Here is a 17,392-nt window from a genome sequence, read left to right as displayed (position 1 = left end):
CTTTCTTCACCACTCACAACCAACACCCCTAAGAGCACCAGTCGCTTCGAAAACCAGAGGTATTCAGCAGCGAAGCCTGCCAGTATATGTCATTTTGGGTGCTCTAGCCAACATAGGATGAAAAGAATCTGCATTAAGCGCCGCGCTCCCGTCTTGGGCGGCGTCAGCCAACGTTGATCTTGCTTCGGCTTCTCCCTGGAGCCGGCCCCCCTCTATATATATAGAGATAGAGGCTCACTCTCCAGGAAGAGCGCCGTTGCGCAACTCCCGCACACCTCGACCGCCCCCATCGACCAAGATGGGGCGATCGTGATCGGTGCACCACGCCCTCCCCCAAATGAAAATGCCCGTCAGACATACGTCTGACGGGCATTTGAATCCCCTCAACTGCAGCCGAGCGCTTCAGCGCCCGGCTCAGTCTTGCTTAGTAGTAGCGCGAGCTGTTCATGCGGCGCATCGCTTCGTACAGCGTGGGCATGCGCACTTCTTGCGAACGACGGTTCATGCGGGCCAGGGCGTCGACCTTGGCGACGGCTTCCACCGACGCGACGTCGTCCGCCTGCTGGCGCCAGACTGCGGCTTGCAGCTCTTGCATGATGCGCGGGTCGCTTTGGGCGGTCGCCAGGAAGCGGGCATCTGCACGGGCTTCAGCGCGACGTTCTGCAGCTTCGCGCCACAGGGTGGCCAGGCTGCTCTTGCGGACCGAGCCGACGAAGAGCGCGAACAGGGCGATGGCCGCGACACAGAACACGGTCCATGCGGCGAGCAGCGCGCCTTCATCCCAGTTGGAGACGATCTTGTCGGCGACCACCAGCACGGCAGCCGCCAGGGCCAGCACGAACAGTGCGATCAGCGGACGGGCGCCATGGGCACCGGCACGGGCGGCCTGGATCTGGCCAAAGAGAACTTCGGCGCGACGGACGCCGGGATGTTCGGTGGGTTGGTCAACGTGGACAAAGCTGGTCATGATGCATCCCTCCTGGGGATAAGTGGTAATCAGTGGTGGCGAACAAGGCCGATGACCCGATATTAGGGATTACCCCAGTGTTCCGCCACTTTATCTTTCTGATGTTTATCATTCATATCGCTGATGGACGTCAATTTCCGCACATTCGACCTCAACCTGCTGCGCGTCTTCGACGAGGTGATGGCAGAGCGCAACCTCACGCGCGCCGCCCGCAACCTTGCGATCACCCAGCCGGCCGTGAGCAACTCGCTGCGCCGCCTGCGCGAACTGCTGGGCGACGAACTGGTGCGGCGCTCCGGTGCGGGCGTGGAGCCCACGCCGCGTGCACAAGCCCTCTGGCCAACCGTGCGCGACGCCTTGCGCCAGCTGCAGCACACGCTGGCACCTGGTGAATTCGACGCCGGCACTGCCGACACGACCTTCCTGCTGGCCATGGCCGACGCCACGGCCGCCGAACTCATGCCGGGGCTGGTGAAGATTGCGGAAGAAGAAGCGCCCGCCATCTCGCTGCGCGTGTTGCCGCTGACCACGCGCGACCCGCGCCGCATGCTGGAGCACGAAGAGGTCGACATGGCCGTCGGCTACTTTCCGGCGGTGATCGCGAGCCTCGCGGCGCGCGGGCAGTCGGGGGTGGGGGTGCCGTTCGAGACCCAGCGGCTCTATCTGGGCCAGTATGTCTGCGTGATGCGACGCGGCCATCCGCTGGCCAGCGCACCGTTGACGCTCGACAACTACTGCGCGGCGCGGCACCTGCTGGTGAGTTTTTCGGGGCGCCCCTACGGCTTCATCGACCAGACGCTGGGCGCCATGGGCCGCGAGCGACGGATCGCGGTGACGGTGAATCAGTTCTTCACCGCCGGGCGCGTGGTCGCGAATTCGGACCTGCTGGCGGTGCTGCCGCGCCACTTCGTGAGCGTGACGGGCATCGAGAATCAGCTGGTGGTGCGGGACCTGCCCTTCGATCAGCCGCCAGTGCACGTGGATGCCATCTGGCACCGGCGCGCCCAGCACGGGCATTCGCACGAATGGCTGCGAACGGCGCTGTTGCGCTCGGCAGCCGCGGCGTTCGCCGGCTCGGTCCACGGGCAGGTGGGACCCGCCCTTTGATTCAAGGTGCGCCGCCCGAGGCGGCGGCGCGCGTCAGTTACCTGACGACGCTGAGCCAGGCGGAAGCGGCAGCACGCAGCTCTTGCGCGTGGTGCGCACCGCGACCGGCACGGCTGTCGGCGCTTTCCATCAGCGCAGCAGCGTGGCAGGCGGGGGTCTGGCTCGGCGACGAACGGAAGAAACGGGCCACTTGGGCAAGAAGACTGAACATGACGGTGCGCGGCTTGCGGCTGCGACGGGGTTGATTAACGATGGATGTAGATTAAGGGTAATCCCTAGTAAAGCAAGTCCCAGGTTATGCATCTCACGCATGGTGCGATTCACCTAGACTGACCCCACGATGAAGCTGCAACTGCTCTCCGACCTGCACCTGGAATCCCATCCGCGCTTTCATGCCGACCCCATCCCGGGCGCCGACCTGCTGGTGCTGGGAGGCGATATCGGCTCTTACCAAGAAGGCTCCCGCCTGACGGACACCGACTTCGGGCTGGGCCGCTACTCGCCGCGCAAGGGCTGGCCGACGCCGGTGGTCTACGTGCCGGGCAACCATGAGTACGACAACCTCGATTTCGACGCCACGCACGCACGCCTGCGTGCGCTGTGCGACGAGCTCGGCATCCTCTGGCTCGAGCGCGAGACCCTGGTCATCGAGGGCATCCGCTTCATCGGCACCACGCTGTGGGCCGATTTCGACGCGCTGGTCGAGCCCCGCGATGGCCTCGCCGAGGCGCTCAAGAAACGCGGCAAGGCGATGCGCGCAGCCGACTTCTACCTCGAGAAGATGGCCGGCACCCGCGACGGCAAGCCTTTCATGGCGGCCGAAATGAGAGAGCAAGCACTCACATGCCAGGCCTGGCTGCGCGACGCGCTGGCCCAGCCCTACGACGGCACGACAGTGGCCATCACCCATTTCGCGCCCAGCCTGGCGAGCGCCGATCCCCGCTACGGGCTCACGCCCGGCACCGCGGGCTTCTGCAATTCGCTCGACGAACTGCTACCGCACGCGAAGCTGTGGCTGCACGGCCATCTGCATTGCCCGTTCGACTATGTGAAAGACGGCTGCCGCGTGGTCGCCAACCCGCTGGGCTATCGCAGCAACGGCGAGCAGGAGGGCTACCAGCCCCAGCTGCTGATCGAAATCAACTGACCGATCGATCGACCGATCTTCAGCGCGCCGCCAGCCCCTCGAAGCAGGTTCCGAGCACCAGTTCGACGATCTCGGCGTCGCTCTGCAGGCCACCCGCCTTCAGGAACCCCAGCACCGGATCGCAGGCGCGCGCGAACAGCGTGTAGAGCACGGCGATCGCCGGCAGCTTCGGGTTGAGCGCGCCGTTGGCCTGCGCCGACTGGATCCAGCCGCCGAGCACTTCGCTGATCGCGACCAGCCGGTCGAGATAGCCGCGGTGCTTCATCAGCGCAGCGCGCAGCACCGAATTCTGGTGCGGCAGCGAGGGCATTTCGCCGGCCAGCTGCATTTCCATGGCCCAGCGCACCACCGCGCGCAGCTTGTCGACGGGCGGCTGGTCGGCCGGCACGGACGCCAGGAAATCCTGCGTGCGCTGCATGATGCGCACCATCGCGGCGGCGGCCAGGTCTTCCTTGCTGGGAAAGTGCTTGTAGAGGCTGGCCTTGGCGATGCCGACCGAGGCGGCCACCTCGTCCACGGTCATCGACTCGAAGCCCTTCTCGGCCAGCAGGCGGCTCGCGGTCTGCACGATGGCGTCCTCGCGGGCCAGCAGCATCTGCTCCTTGAACGAGGGCTTGGCGGGAACGGCGGCGGCATTCATGCGGAAATTCTAGTCATGACCGTCGCCGGCCAGACGCCGCGGATGCCGAAATACCAGTCAGTCTGTTGCAGACCGGGCAGTTTTATCGCTCAGGCGGTGCGGCCCTTGGCCACGAGGCGGATGCCCGGCATGAGTTCGGCGGCGAGTTCGGGCCGCTCCAGCGCGTAGTCGAGGTTCATGCGCGCGATCTCGACGTGCTCTTCACCGAGCGCCTGCGCGCGCGAGCCCTGGCCGCGCTCGATCGCCTGCACCATCGCGTGGTGGGTGCGGTGCGCCTGGCGCATCCACTGCTGGCCCTCCTCCATCGACGACTGCATGGGCAGCATCGCGCTGGGTGCGGCGAAGGGCTGGCCGCCGAGCATGTCCATCACGCGCTTGAGCGCGAGGTTGCCGCAGCCTTCGAGGATCAGCCGGTGGAAGCGGTCGTTCATCTCGACGTAGGCCGCGTAGTCGTCGATCTCCATGCTGGGCTTGTTGACGGCGCGGTCGCCGTCTTCCAGGCAGTCCTTCAGGTCGCGCAGCAGCTGGCGCGGCACGCCGTCTTCCGCCAGCAGGCGGGCGGCAAAGCCCTCGATCACGCCGCGCACGCGGATCGCGTCGGCCACTTCCTGCGAGGTGAAGCGGCGCATCTGGTAGCCGCCGCTGGGCGACTGCTCGATGAGGCCTTCGTGCTCGAGGCTGGCCAGCGCCAGGCGCACCGGCGTGCGCGAGGCCCCGAGCTTCTCGGCCAGCGGGATCTCGGCCAGCCGCTCTCCGGGCACGAATTCGCCCTTGAGGATCAGGTCGCGCAGTTGCACGAGCACGCGGGATTGTTGGGAGTCCATCGGGAGGCGCCAGGGCAACAAGGAGAGGGATGAATGGGCGGATTCTAGGAGACCCGCCCGCCACTGCACGCAGCATAGCCAAACGGGCGCGGTTGTTGCATGCACTGCAAACAGAAGTGTGTCAAAAACACACAATCACCTCAGAGTTAACCCTATATATGACCGCTTCAAGCCCCAAAACAGGGCGAATCGGCCGATGAAAGTTTGACCTTTGTCAAAAATCACCAAGACAATGCATACAACTGCATGCAATGCCTGCAGGCCTTCTGACAAAGACCTCTCGATGGAGCCCGCACGATGATCAGCGCCGAGCAAAACGATTTCATCACCCGCGTCGGACCCGGCGCCCCCGCCGGCAAGCTGCTGCGCCGCTACTGGCAGCCGGTGGCCCTGGCCGACGAACTGGCGGGCCCGCGCCCGGTCAAGCCCGTGAAGCTCATGGGCCAGGACTTCGTGCTGTTCCGCGACGAGAGCGGCCAGCTCGGCATGCTCGACCGCGACTGCCCGCACCGCGGCGCCGACCTGGCCTTCGGCCGGCTGGAAAACGGCGGCATCCGCTGCGCCTTCCACGGCTGGCTGTTCGATGCCAAGGGCAACTGCCTGGAGACCCCCGCCGAGCCCGCCACCAGCAAGCTGTGCAGCCGCATCAAGCAGTCGGCCTACCCGGTGGTCGAGAAGGCCGGCATCGTCTTCGCGTACATCGGCGAGGGCGAGCCCCCGGCCTTCCCCGACTTCGATTGCTTCGTCGCGCCCGACAGCCACACCTTCGCGTTCAAGGGCCTCTTCGAATGCAACTGGCTGCAGGCGCTCGAAGTGGGCATCGACCCCGCGCACGCCTCGTACCTGCACCGCTTCTTCGAGGACGAAGACACCTCCGAGAGCTACGGCAAGCAGTTCCGCGGCGCCTCGGCCGACTCCGACATGCCCATCACCAAGGTGCTGCGCGAGTACGACCGCCCCGACATCAGCGTGGAGCCCACCGACTACGGCTTCCGCCTGAAGGCGCTGCGCAAGCTGTCCGAAGACACGACCCACGTGCGCGTGACCAACGTGGTGTTCCCGCAGGCCTTCGTGATCCCGATGAGCGCCGAGATGACCATCTCGCAATGGCACGTGCCCGTGGACGACACGCACTGCTACTGGTATGCCGTGTTCACCAGCTTCACCGGCCCGGTCGACAAGCAGCAGATGCGCGACCAGCGCCTGAAGCTCTACGAGCTGCCCGACTACACCTCGCGCAAGAACAAGCGCAACAACTACGGCTACAGCATCGAGGAGCAGCTGACCGAGACCTACACCGGCATGGGCGACGACATCAACGTGCACGACCAGTGGGCGGTGGAGTCGCAGGGCGCCATCCAGGACCGCACGCGCGAGCACCTGGGCAGCACCGACAAGGGGATCATTGCCTACCGCCGCGTGCTGGTGAAGGCCATCGAGTCCACGCTCGCCGGCGAAACCGCGCCGATGCTCATCGCCGCCGCGCAGGCCAGCGCCATGACCGGCCCGCCGTCGATCGACGGCATCGGCAAGGTGGTCGACGAAGCCGCCACCGAGGCCTACTGGCAGGACGCCGACCGCGCGCGCCGCCTGAAGTCCGACTGGGCGTCCGCACGCCTGGCCGCTGCTGCTGCCGCTGCCTGAGCACGCGCCATGAACAGCCACACCTTCGTCGACCGCTTCGGTCTCTGGTCGGCCGACCAGCATGCGCAGGCGCGCGAACTCGTGCGCCGCATCGACAGCGGCGAGGTGGACACCGTCCGCTTCGCCTGGCCCGACCAGCACGGCCTGCTGCGCGGCAAGACCCTGGTCGCGGGCGAGGCGCGCTCGGCCCTGTGGGAGGGCGTGAACCTCACCTCCACCCTGCTGGCCAAGGACACCTCGCACAAGACCGTGTTCCCCGTGTTCACCCAAGGCGGCGGCTTCGCCATCGAGGGCCTGCAGGGCGGCGCCGACTTCACCATCGTGGCCGACCCCGCCACCTTCAAGGTGCTGCCCTGGGCGCCGCGCACCGGCTGGATCCTGTGCGACGCCTACATGGCCGACGGCCGGCCCTGCCCCTTCGCCACGCGGCAGATCCTGCAGCGCGCGGTGGCGCAGCTCGACGAACTCGGGCTGGACTTCATCGCCGGCCTCGAGGTCGAGTTCCACGTCTTCAAGCTCGAAGACGCGCGCATGGGCCTGGGCGACTCGGGCCAGCCCGGCGAACCGCCGCGCGTGTCGCTGCTCTCGCATGGCCACCAGTACCTGACCGAGCTGCGCTACGACCGCGTCGACGGCCTCATGGAACTGCTGCGCTCGCAGCTCGTGGCGCTCGGCCTGCCGCTGCGCTCGCTGGAGATCGAGTTCGGCCCGAGCCAGTTCGAGCTCACCTTCGGCCCCACGGCCGGCGTGACGCCCGCCGACACCATGGTGCTGCTGCGCAGCGCCATCAAGCAGATCTGCCAGCGCGCCGGCCTGCACGCCACCTTCATGTGCCGCCCGAAGATCCCGAACGTGATGTCCAGCGGCTGGCACCTGCACCAGTCGCTGCGCCGCAAGAGCGACGGCGTGAACGCCTTCATGCCCGAGCCCGGCGGGCGCGACCTCAGCGAGATCGGCATGCACTACCTCGGCGGCCTGAAGGCGCACGCCTGCGGCGCGGCGGCACTGGCCAGCCCGACGATCAACGGCTACCGCCGCTACCGCCCCTTCTCGCTCGCGCCCGACCGCGCGATCTGGGCCCGCGACAACCGCGGCGCGATGCTGCGCGTGCTCGGCGGCCCGGGCCAGAACGCCTCGCGCATCGAGAACCGCGTGGGCGAGCCGACGGCCAACCCGTACCTGTACCTCGCGTCGCAGCTGTTCTCGGGGCTGGACGGCATCCGCCACCAGACCGACCCCGGCCCCTCGGCCGATGCGCCATACGAAACACCGGCCGAGCAACTGCCGCGATCGCTCGGCGACGCCCTCGCCTGCCTGCGCCGCGACGAGATGCTCAACGCGCAGATGGGCAAGACCTTCGTCGACTACCTGTGCCACATCAAGGAAGCGGAAATCGCCCGCTTCAACCTCGAAGTCTCGGAGTGGGAACACCGCGAGTACTTCGACATGTTCTGAACCCTTCCATGCCCACGATCCACTACATCCTCAAGGACGGCACCACGCGCGAGGTCGACGCCAAGGTCGGCGCCAGCGTGATGGAGACCGCCATCCGCGGCAACGTGCGCGGCATCGATGCCGAGTGCGGCGGCTGCTGCTCGTGCGCGACCTGCCACGTCTATGTCGACGACGCGTTCCTCGAACTGCTGCCGCCGCCCGACGACATGGAAAGCGCGCTGCTCGATGCCGTCGCGTCCGAGCGTCGGCCCGGTTCGCGCCTGAGTTGCCAGCTCAGCGTGAGCGCCGCCCTCGATGGCCTCACGGTGCGTGTGCCCGATACACAGGTCTGACCAACGCGTCGGGCATCATCGCCCGCTGCCAAACATCCGGTTACAAGCCAGCGGCGCCCGTGCGGCGCATTCCACTCCCACTGAAAGGCGTTTTTTCATGACGACGACGATGACCAAGCGAACCCTCCTCTCGACCCTGCTGCTCGCCGGCCTCGGCATGGCGGGTGCCGCTCAAGCCCAGACCACGGAGCCGCTGCGCATCGGCCTCATCGCGACCTACTCCGGCCCCTACGCCGACTACGGCCGCCAGTTCGACGCCGGCATCGCGCTCTATCTGAAGGAGCACGGCGGCAAGGTGGGCGGTCGCACCGTCGAGATCATCAAGAAGGACACCGCCGGCCCCGCGCCCGACGCCGCCAAGCGCATCGCGCAGGAGCTCATCGTGCGCGACAAGGTGAACGTGCTCACCGGCCTGGACTTCAGCCCCAACGCCTACGCCGTGGGCGCCATCGCCACGCAGGCCAAGATCCCCACGCTGGTGATGAACGCGGCCTCCTCGGCCATCACCACCAGCTCGCCCTACGTGGCGCGCCTGTCGTTCACCGTGCAGCAGGTCACCGACCCGATGGCGCGTTACATGCTCAAGCAGGGCGTGAAGGACGCCTACACCGTGGTCGCCGACTACGCCTCGGGCGTCGACGCCGAGACCGCGTTCAAGAAGGCCTTCACCGCCGGCGGCGGCAAGGTCTCGGGCGAGGTGCGCACGCCGATGAACAACCCCGACTTCTCGGCCTACGTGCAGCGCATCAAGGACGCCAAGCCCCAGGCCGTGTTCTTCTTCTTCCCCTCGGGCGTGATGCCGCCGGCCTTCCTCAAGGTGTGGAAGGAACGCGGCATGGAGCAGGCCGGCATCAAGCTGTTCGCCACCGGCGAAGCCACCGACGACAGCTACCTGGACGCCACCGGCGACGTGGCGCTGGGCCTCGTGACCAGCCACCACTACTCGTTCGCGCACAACTCGCCGAAGAACCAGAAGTTCGTGAAGGACTTCGCCGCCGACAACGGCACCAAGCTGCGCCCCAGCTACTTCGCCGTGACCGCCTACGACACCATGGCCGCCATCGACCTGGCGCTGGCCAAGACCAAGGGCGACACCGCCGGCGACAAGTTCATGGACGCGCTCAAGGGCCTGAGCTTCGAGAGCCCGCGCGGCCCGATCGAGATCGACGCCGCCACGCGCGACATCGTGCAGACCGTCTACATCCGCAAGACCGAGCGCGCCAACGGCCAGCTGGTGAACGTGGAGTTCGACAAGTTCGAGCGCGTCAAGGACCCGGCCAAGGAAGCCGCTCCCAAGTAAGCCAACGCCAGCCAGCACGCAGCAAGCAGGAAATTCATGGGTATCGTGATCTTCGATGGAGTGGCCTACGGCATGCTCCTGTTTCTCATCGGCGTGGGCCTGTCCATCACGATGGGACTCATGAATTTCGTCAACCTCGCGCACGGCAGTTTCGCGATGGTGGGCGGCTACGCGGCCAGCGTGCTCATGAACCAGTGGGGCCTGGGCTTCGGGCTCTCGCTGGCGGCGGCCTTCGTGGCGGCGGCGCTGGTGGGCGCGGTGCTGGAGTTCGTGTTCTACCGGCGGCTGTACCGCGCGCACCCGCTGGACCAGGTGCTGCTGTCGATCGGCGTGGTGTTCGTCTCGATCGCCGCCTTCACCTACTTCTTCGGCCCGACCATGCAGCCCTTCACGCTGCCCCAGGCGCTCGAAGGCCAGGTGTCGTTGCTCGGCCTCGAAGTGGGCCGCTACCGGCTGTTCCTGATCGGCTGCGGCGTGGCCGTGCTGGTCGCGCTGCTGCTGGGCCTGGGCAAGACGCGCTACGGTGCGATGGTGCGCGCCGCGGTCGACAACCAGCGCGTGGCGGGCGGCACGGGCATCCACGTGCAGCGCCTGTTCTTCCTGACCTTCTCGCTGGGCTGCGGCCTGGCGGGCCTGGGCGGCGCGCTGAGCCTGGGCATGCTGGGGTTGGAGCCGTCGTTCCCGCTCAAGTACCTCGTCTACTTCCTGATGGTGGTGTGCGTGGGCGGTGCGGGCACCGTCACCGGGCCCTTCATTGCGGCGCTGCTGGTCGGCATCGTCGACGTGGCGGGCAAGTACTACCTGCCTGAAACGGGCGCCTTTCTCATCTACGTGTTCATGATCGTCATGCTGCTGGTGCGCCCGAACGGCATCGTCGCCAAGAAGGGGCTCGCATGAAGCCGCTGAGCCTGTCCCCCGCGCAACTGCGCGTGGCCGAAATCGCCTTCTGGCTCGCGCTCGCCTCGAGCTTCTTCCTCTTGCCCGACAAGCTCACGCTGATGAGCCAGATCATGATCTTCGGGCTCTTCGCCGTGTCGCTGGACATGGCGCTGGGCTACGCGGGCATCCTCACCGTGGGCCACGCGGCCTTCTTCGGCGCGGGCGCCTATGCGGCCGGCCTGCTCGCCAAGTACGGCTGGAGCGAGCCCTTCACCGGCCTGGCGTTCGCGCTCGCCGTGTGCGGCCTGCTGGGCTACGTGCTGAGCTACCTCGTGGTGCGCGGCGCCGACCTCACGCGGCTGATGATCACCATCGGCGTGTGCGTGCTGCTGTTCGAGCTGGCCAACCGGCTCTCGGGCATCACGGGCGGCACCGACGGCCTGCAGGGCGTGGTGATTGCCCCCGTGCTCGGCCTGTTCGACTTCGACCTCTACGGCAAGACCGCGTTCGGCTATGCCTTCGGCGTGGTGCTCGCGATGTTCCTGCTCGTGCGGCTGGTGCTGCGCTCGCCCTTCGGCCTGGCGCTGCGCGGCATCCACGACAGCCGCAAGCGCATGACGGCCATCGGCTCGCCGGTGGAAGCGCGCCTGCGCATGGCCTATGCGATGTCGGCCGCCGTGGCCGGCGTGGCGGGCGCGCTGCTGGCGCAGACCACGCAGTTCGTCGGCATCGAATCGATCAGCTTCAACCGCTCGGCCGAAGTGCTGATCATCCTCGTGCTCGGCGGCACCGGGCGGCTGTACGGCGGGCTCATCGGCGCCATCGTCTACATGCTGGTGCACGACTGGTTCGCCGACATGAACCCGCAGTACTGGATGTTCTGGCTCGGCATCTTCCTGATCGCGGCCGTCATGCTCGGGCGCGGCGGGATCATGGGCGCGCTCTCGCGCGTGGTGCGCACGGGGAAGGCACGATGACCTCGACCACCACCACGCACGCCCTGCGCACGCAGAACCTGGGCATCCGCTTCGGCGCCTTCCAGGCCGTGAGCGACGTCAACCTGTCGCTCGAGCCCGGTGCGCGGCAGGCGCTGATCGGCCCCAACGGCGCCGGCAAGACCACGCTCATCAACCTGCTCACGGGCGTGTTCAAGCCCACCAGCGGATCGATCCGCCTGGGCGAGCGCGACATCACGCGCCTACCTGGCGACAAGCGCGCCCGCATGGGGCTGGCGCGCACCTTCCAGATCAACACGCTGTTCCCCAGCCTCACGCCGCTCCTGTCGGTGGTGCTGGCCATCAGCGAACGCGAAGGGCTGGGCGCCACGTGGTGGCGACCGCTCAAGGGCTGCACCACCGTGTTCGACGAGGCGCATGCGCTGCTGGCCACGCTGAAGCTCGACGCCCTGGCCGACGTGCCCGTGGCCGAGTTGGCCTACGGCAAGCAGCGGCTGCTCGAGATCGCGCTGGCGCTCGCCGCCAAGCCCCGCATCCTGCTGCTCGACGAGCCCGCCGCCGGCGTGCCGGAAGACGAGAGCGGCGAACTCTTCGAAGCCATTGCGGCGCTGCCGGCCGACATCAGCGTGCTCTTCATCGAGCACGACATGAAGCTCGTGTTCCGCTTCGCGCGCCGCATCTCGGTGCTGGTGGGCGGCCGCATCCTCACCGAAGGCACGCCCGCCGAGATCGGCGCCGACCCGCGCGTGCGCGAGGTCTACCTGGGAAGCTCGCACCACCATGGCTGAAACCGCCGCACTGGCCTTCGACCGCGTCACCGCCGGCTACGGCAACGCCGTGGTCCTCGACCGCCTCGACTTCTCGCTGCGGCCCGGCGAAAGCCTGGCCATCCTCGGGCGCAACGGCGTGGGCAAGACCACGCTGCTCGAAACGCTGATGGGCAACACCCGCGTGATGCAGGGCGCGATCCGCTGGCAGGGCGCCGACATCACGCGCTGGCCCGCGCACCAGCGCGTGCGCGCGGGGCTGGGCTGGGTGCCGCAGGAGCGCGAGGTGTTCCCCTCGCTCACGGTGGAAGAAAACCTCACGGTGATCGCCCGCCCCGGCAGCTGGACCTTGCAGCGCGTGTACGAATTCTTTCCGCGCCTGCGCGAGCGGCGCGGCAACTACGGCAACCAGCTCTCGGGCGGCGAGCAGCAGATGCTGGCCATCGGCCGCGCGCTCATGACCAACCCGAAGCTGCTGCTGCTCGACGAGCCGATGGAAGGCCTCGCGCCGATCATCGTGGAAGAGCTGGCGGCGGCGATCCGGCGCCTGTGCGAGTCGGAAGGCCTGGCCTCGATCGTGGTGGAGCAGCACCCGGTGCTGGCCCTGGACATGACGCACCAGGCGATCGTGCTGGAGCGCGGCACCGTGGTGCATGCCGGCCCGAGCGCGGCGCTGGCGGCCGACAAGGACTTGCTCGAAGGTTTGCTGGGCGTCGGCATCGCCGAGGCGCCGGCCGGCTGAGCCGTCAGGCCAGGCCGATCCGCCGGGCCCGCACGAAGAAACGCCACGACGCCAGTCCGCCGGCGATCAGGCTCACGCCCCACGACAGCCACACGCAGGTGTAGAGGATGAAGGCCAGGCCGACGTCCACCACGGGCGCCAGGAAGGTCGTGTCCTTCCCGAACAGCACGTGGGTGCCCAGGCCCCACCACACGAAGTACGGCAGCACGGCCAGGCACAGGCCGTAGACGAGGCTGGCCGCCAGCGGGCCAAGGTGTTCGCGCAGCACGGCCCAGCGCACGAGGAAGAACAGGGCCAGGTCCAGCAGCACCAGGGCCAGCAGGCCGAGGCCCAGGATGAGTTCGAGGGTCATGGCCGCACTGTAAGCACGCCGGCCCGCGACAGCGCCGTGCGTGTGCCGGCGTACCGGCAGGCGCTACCGTGCGCCGCAGCGCGCGGTACGCCTCGACCGCATCAGCTCAGCATCTGCCCGCGGCTGCCAATCACGGCCACGTCCACGAACTGGCCGCCTTCGCGGTTGGAACGGCCGTAGTTGATCTTCACGCCGCCCAGGTCGAAGTTCTCGATGCTCGCCATGCCGCCGAGCACGGCGGCGCGCGTCGGCGCGGGGCCGGCGCGGCGCAGGCCCTCGGCCAGCACGGCGGCGTTCATGTAGCCCTCCAGGCTGGTGAGCGAGAAGTCCTTGGTGCCGTTGGCCACCATGTCGGCCTGGTAGCGGCGCACGATCTCGAACTTGGTCGAGTACGGCGACGGCACCACGATCACGAAGCCCAGGCCGCGCGCCAGGTCGCCCATGGCCGACAGCGCGCTGGCCGTGATCGACAGGCCGTAGGCCGAGCTGCTGTTGCCCGCGCCGCGCAGCGCCTTCAGGAACACCGGCGCCGTGCCGGCCAGGCCGACCACCACCACCTGCGGCTTGGCCTTGGCGATGGCCTCGGCGGCCGGGCCCACTTCCATGCTCGTGGTGTTGGGCGTGGTGGCGATCACCGCCGGCTCCAGCTTGGCCTTGGCCAGCGCGTTCTTGAACGCCGCCAGCACCGACTGGCCCAGCGGGTCGTTCGAATGCACGAGGCCGATGCGGGTCTGGCCCAGCACGGCGGCCGTGCTCACCAGCTTGTCGACCTCCTGGTCGTAGTTGGCGCGCACCCAGAAGGTGTTGGGCGAGGTCTTCTTGCGCAACGCGATGGTGCCGGTGATCGGACCGACCACGGCCATGCCGGGCACCGCGTCCATCACCTCGGCGGTCTGGCGCGTGCCCAGCGGGTGCACCAGCGCGAGCACCGAGCTGTCTTTTTCGAAGGCCAGCGCGTTGGCCTTGGCCACCTCGGGCTTGAAGGTGTCGTCGGCCATCACGAGCTCGACCTTGCTGCCGTGCAGGCCGCCGGCCTTGTTCAGCGCGTTGAAGAACGCGCTGGAGCCCTGGTACAGCCCCTGGCCGTTGGCCTTTTCCACGCTGCTGTTGTCGAAGGTCGTCCCGATGCGGATCGCACGGTTCTGCGCGAACGCCGGAAATCCCAGCCCGACGCCGGCCGCGGCGGCCGTCGTGGCGGCCAGCCCGGAAAGGGCGCGGCGGCGGCTGGTGGAAAGCGGCGCGGTCGACTCGCGCGGCACGGGGACGGTCATGATCAAAGCCTCCAATAGTCGGTGACAAAAGTTCACATTTCAAACAGAAATGTAACGCACCTCGCTGGATCGGTCATGACAAACCCTAGAGCAGCTCCTCGCCCACGATGGGTAAAAGCAACCAGTTCTTGAAGCGCAGCCAGAGGAATTCGCCCGGTTCGTCCTCGTGCACGATGTCGCCGCCAGCGTCGTCGTATTCGAGCCACTGCACACGCCGCCCGCCCGGCGCGAGCCGCAGCCGGTAGCCCAGGTTGACGCGCTCGCCGTTCATGAGCTTGTCGTAGTCCTGCACCAGCCGCGGGCTGTCGATCACCAGCCCCATCTCGGTGTTGACGGCGGCCGAGCGGTGGTCGAGGTTCATCGAGCCGACAAAAAAGCGCTGGTCGTCCACGATCGCCAGCTTGGCGTGCAGGCGGCTGATCGACTTGCCGAAGTCGCCGAAGCGCCCCGACCGCCCGGAGAGCGTGGGCGCGATCTCGTAGATGGTGACGCCGATCTTCAGCATGTCGGCGCGGTAGCGCTCGTAGCCCGCATAGGCCAGCGGCTCGTCGGTGGCGCCCAGCGAGTTGGTGATGACCGTGATGCGCCCGCCGCGCTCGATGGCCGTCTTCATCATCGCCATGCCGCGCGCGCCCGGAATGAAGTACGGCGAGCCGATCTTCACCTCGTGCTTCGCCGCCTGGATCACGCCGAGCGCGCCCTCGGTCACGCTGCCGCCGTAGGCCGCCTCGGCCTTGCGCGTGATCTTGTCGGGGTCGTCCACGAACAGCGTGGCCGGCGCCCAGTAGCGGTCGATGCGGCCCGTGGTGAGCTGCTCGCCCACCGGCGACTTGCCCAGCACGTCGCGCTGCTGCATGGGCACGTCCGGCACGGCCGCGCGCGCCAGGGCATCGAATCGCCGCTGGGCTTCCTCGAGCGGCAGGCGCTGCGGCACGATGCGCTCGATGGGCCAGGCGTGGTCGCTGTTCCAGTAGCGGTCGAAGCCCTCGGACATGCGCCGCACGATCGGCCCGCTGGAGAGCACGTCCATGTCGATGAAGTTCGCCGCCGTGCTGCGCATGAAGTACTCGTTGGCGATGTTGCGCCCGCCCGAGACCGCGAAGCTGTTGTCGGCCACCAGCAGCTTGTTGTGCATGCGGTGGTTGATGCGCCCGAAGTCGCCCAGCGAGAACAGCAGCCGCGCGGGCAGCGAGCCGGCGCGCGAAGGCAGCGGGTTGAACAGCCGCACCTCGATGTTCGGGAAGGCCGAGAGGCTGCTGAACACCTCGTCCTCGCCCGCCGTGTACAGGTCGTCCACCAGCAGCCGCACGCGCACGCCGCGCGCGGCGGCCTCGCGCAGCTCCTTGAGGAACAGCAGGCCGACGTCGTCGTTGCTGATCAGGTAGTACTGCACGTCGAGCGATTTCTCGGCGTGGCGCGCCAGCGAGATGCGCGCGTCGAACGCGAACGCCGCCTCGGGCAGCAGCCGGAAGCCCGACAGCCCCGCTGCCCCGCCCTGCGGCGCGTCCTGGGCGGCCAGCCGGCCCAGGTCGGTGTCGGCCACGTCGGTGATCGCGCTCGTGAGCACCGGGTGCGGCTGCGGCGGCGGCAGGCTGGCGCAGCCCGCGAGCCAGGCGATGGCCAGCCCGCTCGACACCAGGGCGACGAAGCGACGGAGGCGGAACAGGGCGGCGGCCATGGGTCGCACTGTAGCGCCGCAGAGCCCGGCCGGGGCGGCATGCCGCCCTATGATCAACGGCACACACGGCAGCCAACGAAAAGAAGGAAAAAACGCGTGCTCAATGGGTTGTGGCTGGGGTTCTTCGGGATGGCGGCGCTCGCAGCGCTGGGACGGTGGCTCGTCGGCGGCGACCCGACCGTGTTCGCGGCGCTGGTCGAAAGCCTGTTCGCGATGGCGCGGCTGGCCGTCGAAGTGATGGTGCTGCTGTTCGGCACGCTCACGCTGTGGCTGGGCTTCCTGCGCATCGCCGAAGCTGCCGGGCTCGTCGGCTGGCTCGCGCGCCTGCTCGGGCCGCTGTTCCGGCGGCTGATGCCGGGCGTGCCGGCGGGGCATCCGGCGCTGGGGCTCATCACGATGAACTTCGCGGCCAACGCGCTGGGGCTGGACAACGCCGCCACCCCCATCGGCCTGAAGGCCATGCGCGAACTGCAGCGCCTGAACCCCGACCCCGTGACGGCCACCAACGCGCAGATCCTGTTCCTGGTGCTCAACGCCTCGTCACTGACCTTGCTTCCCGTCACCATCTTCATGTACCGGGCGCAACAGGGCGCGAGCGACCCGACGCTGGTGTTCCTGCCGATCCTGCTGGCCACCAGCGCCTCGACGCTGGTGGGCCTGCTGTCGGTGGCGGTGGTGCAGCGCCTGCGGCTGTGGGACCCGGTGGTGCTGGCCTACCTGGTGCCCGGCGCGCTGCTGCTGGGCGGCTTCATGGCGCTCCTGGGCACGCTGTCGGCGGCGGCCATCGCCTCGCTGTCGTCGCTGCTGGGCAACCTCACGCTGTTCGGCGTGATCATCGTGTTCCTGGCGGCCGGCGCGATCCGGCGCATCAAGGTCTACGAGGCCTTTGTCGAAGGCGCGAAGGAAGGCTTCGACATCGCGAAGCACCTGCTGCCCTACCTTGTCGCGATGCTGTGCGCGGTGGGCGTGCTGCGCGCCTCGGGCGCGCTCGACTTCGCGCTCGACGGCCTGCGCTGGCTGGTGCAGGCGGGCGGATGGGACGCGCGCTTTGTCGACGCCATGCCCACGGCACTCGTCAAGCCCTTCTCGGGCAGCGCGGCCCGCGCGATGCTCATCGAGACCATGAAGACCCAGGGCGTCGACAGCTTCCCCGCGCTGGTGGCCGCCACCATCCAGGGCAGCACCGAGACCACGTTCTACGTGCTGGCGGTGTACTTCGGGGCCGTGGGCATCCAGCGCGCCCGGCACACCGTGGCCTGTGCCTTGCTGGCGGAGCTGGCGGGGGTGGTGGCTGCGATCGCGGTCTGCTACTGGTTCTTCGGCTGAGCCCG

The 17,392-nt window shown here is 68.1% G+C and carries 17 protein-coding genes; 11 read left to right on the top strand and 6 right to left on the bottom strand.

Annotated features, from left to right (window positions below):
- Positions 1-424: 424 nt before the first annotated feature.
- Positions 425-967 (bottom strand): hypothetical protein, encoded by a 543-nt coding sequence (locus tag AC07OH_RS30635; protein ID WP_495303202.1) that lies wholly within the window; start codon positions 965-967, stop codon positions 425-427.
- A 123-nt stretch (positions 968-1,090) separates the two neighbouring features.
- Here AC07OH_RS30635 and AC07OH_RS30630 point away from each other — a divergent pair, with 123 nt between their 5' ends.
- Together AC07OH_RS30630 and AC07OH_RS30625 are read left to right on the top strand one after the other, a co-directional pair.
- Positions 1,091-2,074 carry a LysR family transcriptional regulator gene (locus AC07OH_RS30630; RefSeq protein ID WP_495303201.1) on the top strand — a complete coding sequence of 328 codons (984 nt, stop codon included), beginning with the start codon at positions 1,091-1,093 and terminating at the stop codon, positions 2,072-2,074.
- Between the two features lie 340 nt (positions 2,075-2,414).
- Positions 2,415-3,221, top strand: coding sequence for a metallophosphoesterase (locus AC07OH_RS30625; protein WP_495303200.1), 807 nt, complete (start codon positions 2,415-2,417; stop codon positions 3,219-3,221).
- A 19-nt stretch (positions 3,222-3,240) separates the two neighbouring features.
- On the opposite strand, the gene AC07OH_RS30620 is transcribed toward AC07OH_RS30625, so the two are convergent.
- Positions 3,241-3,861 (bottom strand): TetR/AcrR family transcriptional regulator, encoded by a 621-nt coding sequence (locus AC07OH_RS30620; protein ID WP_495303199.1) that lies wholly within the window; start codon positions 3,859-3,861, stop codon positions 3,241-3,243.
- Between the two features lie 89 nt (positions 3,862-3,950).
- Positions 3,951-4,685: a GntR family transcriptional regulator gene (locus AC07OH_RS30615; RefSeq protein WP_495303198.1), complete on the bottom strand. Its 735-nt coding sequence runs from the start codon at positions 4,683-4,685 to the stop codon at positions 3,951-3,953.
- 297 nt (positions 4,686-4,982) lie between these two features.
- On the opposite strand from AC07OH_RS30615, the gene AC07OH_RS30610 reads away from it, so the two are divergent.
- From AC07OH_RS30610 to AC07OH_RS30575, 8 genes are all read left to right on the top strand, one after another.
- The gene (locus AC07OH_RS30610; protein ID WP_495303197.1) at positions 4,983-6,329 is read left to right on the top strand and encodes an aromatic ring-hydroxylating dioxygenase subunit alpha; all 1,347 of its coding nucleotides are present in this window, start codon (positions 4,983-4,985) and stop codon (positions 6,327-6,329) included.
- A gap of 9 nt (positions 6,330-6,338) precedes the next feature.
- Positions 6,339-7,784, top strand: coding sequence for a glutamine synthetase family protein (locus AC07OH_RS30605; RefSeq protein WP_495303196.1), 1,446 nt, complete (start codon positions 6,339-6,341; stop codon positions 7,782-7,784).
- 8 nt (positions 7,785-7,792) lie between these two features.
- Complete coding sequence (locus tag AC07OH_RS30600; RefSeq protein ID WP_062470484.1) at positions 7,793-8,116, top strand: 2Fe-2S iron-sulfur cluster-binding protein; 324 nt, start codon at positions 7,793-7,795, stop codon at positions 8,114-8,116.
- A gap of 97 nt (positions 8,117-8,213) precedes the next feature.
- Entirely contained in the window at positions 8,214-9,416 is a 1,203-nt protein-coding gene (locus tag AC07OH_RS30595; RefSeq protein WP_062470481.1) for an ABC transporter substrate-binding protein, read from the top strand.
- Between the two features lie 36 nt (positions 9,417-9,452).
- Complete coding sequence (locus tag AC07OH_RS30590) at positions 9,453-10,313, top strand: branched-chain amino acid ABC transporter permease (protein WP_495303195.1); 861 nt, start codon at positions 9,453-9,455, stop codon at positions 10,311-10,313.
- On the top strand, positions 10,310-11,272 hold the full coding sequence (locus AC07OH_RS30585; RefSeq protein ID WP_307696760.1) for a branched-chain amino acid ABC transporter permease: 963 nt from the start codon (positions 10,310-10,312) through the stop codon (positions 11,270-11,272). Before AC07OH_RS30590 ends, AC07OH_RS30585 begins: the two co-directional genes overlap by 4 nt.
- Entirely contained in the window at positions 11,269-12,039 is a 771-nt protein-coding gene (locus tag AC07OH_RS30580) for an ABC transporter ATP-binding protein (protein ID WP_495303194.1), read from the top strand. Before AC07OH_RS30585 ends, AC07OH_RS30580 begins: the two co-directional genes overlap by 4 nt.
- A complete protein-coding gene (locus tag AC07OH_RS30575) occupies positions 12,032-12,760 on the top strand; it encodes an ABC transporter ATP-binding protein (protein WP_062470470.1) in 729 nt (242 codons plus the stop codon). The genes AC07OH_RS30580 and AC07OH_RS30575 overlap by 8 nt, the downstream gene beginning before the upstream one ends.
- A 4-nt stretch (positions 12,761-12,764) precedes the next feature.
- Here the strand turns inward: AC07OH_RS30575 and AC07OH_RS30570 are convergent, their stop codons facing one another.
- The 3 genes from AC07OH_RS30570 to AC07OH_RS30560 form a co-directional block, all read right to left on the bottom strand.
- Positions 12,765-13,112, bottom strand: a complete 348-nt coding sequence (locus AC07OH_RS30570; RefSeq protein ID WP_495303193.1) for a hypothetical protein — start codon at positions 13,110-13,112, stop codon at positions 12,765-12,767.
- A gap of 101 nt (positions 13,113-13,213) precedes the next feature.
- On the bottom strand, positions 13,214-14,383 hold the full coding sequence (locus AC07OH_RS30565) for an ABC transporter substrate-binding protein (protein WP_495303192.1): 1,170 nt from the start codon (positions 14,381-14,383) through the stop codon (positions 13,214-13,216).
- Between the two features lie 85 nt (positions 14,384-14,468).
- Positions 14,469-16,061: a phospholipase D family protein gene (locus AC07OH_RS30560; protein ID WP_495303191.1), complete on the bottom strand. Its 1,593-nt coding sequence runs from the start codon at positions 16,059-16,061 to the stop codon at positions 14,469-14,471.
- 96 nt (positions 16,062-16,157) lie between these two features.
- Between AC07OH_RS30560 and AC07OH_RS30555 the strand changes: the two genes are divergently transcribed.
- Positions 16,158-17,387: a nucleoside recognition domain-containing protein gene (locus AC07OH_RS30555; RefSeq protein ID WP_495303190.1), complete on the top strand. Its 1,230-nt coding sequence runs from the start codon at positions 16,158-16,160 to the stop codon at positions 17,385-17,387.
- Positions 17,388-17,392: the final 5 nt, after the last annotated feature.

It is taken from the genome of Variovorax sp. GW821-FHT10C12, assembly GCF_059415405.1.
This window is presented reverse-complemented; position numbering and strand designations above follow the sequence as displayed.

What these genes read in the sequence shown, in the direction of transcription:
- AC07OH_RS30635 (WP_495303202.1), bottom strand. Translation starts at nt 967, where the DNA reads ATGACCAGCTTTGTCCACGTTGACCAACCCACCGAACATCCCGGCGTC.
- AC07OH_RS30630 (WP_495303201.1), top strand. Translation starts at nt 1,091, where the DNA reads ATGGACGTCAATTTCCGCACATTCGACCTCAACCTGCTGCGCGTCTTC.
- AC07OH_RS30625 (WP_495303200.1), top strand. Translation starts at nt 2,415, where the DNA reads ATGAAGCTGCAACTGCTCTCCGACCTGCACCTGGAATCCCATCCGCGC.
- AC07OH_RS30620 (WP_495303199.1), bottom strand. Translation starts at nt 3,861, where the DNA reads ATGAATGCCGCCGCCGTTCCCGCCAAGCCCTCGTTCAAGGAGCAGATG.
- AC07OH_RS30615 (WP_495303198.1), bottom strand. Translation starts at nt 4,685, where the DNA reads ATGGACTCCCAACAATCCCGCGTGCTCGTGCAACTGCGCGACCTGATC.
- AC07OH_RS30610 (WP_495303197.1), top strand. Translation starts at nt 4,983, where the DNA reads ATGATCAGCGCCGAGCAAAACGATTTCATCACCCGCGTCGGACCCGGC.
- AC07OH_RS30605 (WP_495303196.1), top strand. Translation starts at nt 6,339, where the DNA reads ATGAACAGCCACACCTTCGTCGACCGCTTCGGTCTCTGGTCGGCCGAC.
- AC07OH_RS30600 (WP_062470484.1), top strand. Translation starts at nt 7,793, where the DNA reads ATGCCCACGATCCACTACATCCTCAAGGACGGCACCACGCGCGAGGTC.
- AC07OH_RS30595 (WP_062470481.1), top strand. Translation starts at nt 8,214, where the DNA reads ATGACGACGACGATGACCAAGCGAACCCTCCTCTCGACCCTGCTGCTC.
- AC07OH_RS30590 (WP_495303195.1), top strand. Translation starts at nt 9,453, where the DNA reads ATGGGTATCGTGATCTTCGATGGAGTGGCCTACGGCATGCTCCTGTTT.
- AC07OH_RS30585 (WP_307696760.1), top strand. Translation starts at nt 10,310, where the DNA reads ATGAAGCCGCTGAGCCTGTCCCCCGCGCAACTGCGCGTGGCCGAAATC.
- AC07OH_RS30580 (WP_495303194.1), top strand. Translation starts at nt 11,269, where the DNA reads ATGACCTCGACCACCACCACGCACGCCCTGCGCACGCAGAACCTGGGC.
- AC07OH_RS30575 (WP_062470470.1), top strand. Translation starts at nt 12,032, where the DNA reads ATGGCTGAAACCGCCGCACTGGCCTTCGACCGCGTCACCGCCGGCTAC.
- AC07OH_RS30570 (WP_495303193.1), bottom strand. Translation starts at nt 13,112, where the DNA reads ATGACCCTCGAACTCATCCTGGGCCTCGGCCTGCTGGCCCTGGTGCTG.
- AC07OH_RS30565 (WP_495303192.1), bottom strand. Translation starts at nt 14,383, where the DNA reads ATGACCGTCCCCGTGCCGCGCGAGTCGACCGCGCCGCTTTCCACCAGC.
- AC07OH_RS30560 (WP_495303191.1), bottom strand. Translation starts at nt 16,061, where the DNA reads ATGGCCGCCGCCCTGTTCCGCCTCCGTCGCTTCGTCGCCCTGGTGTCG.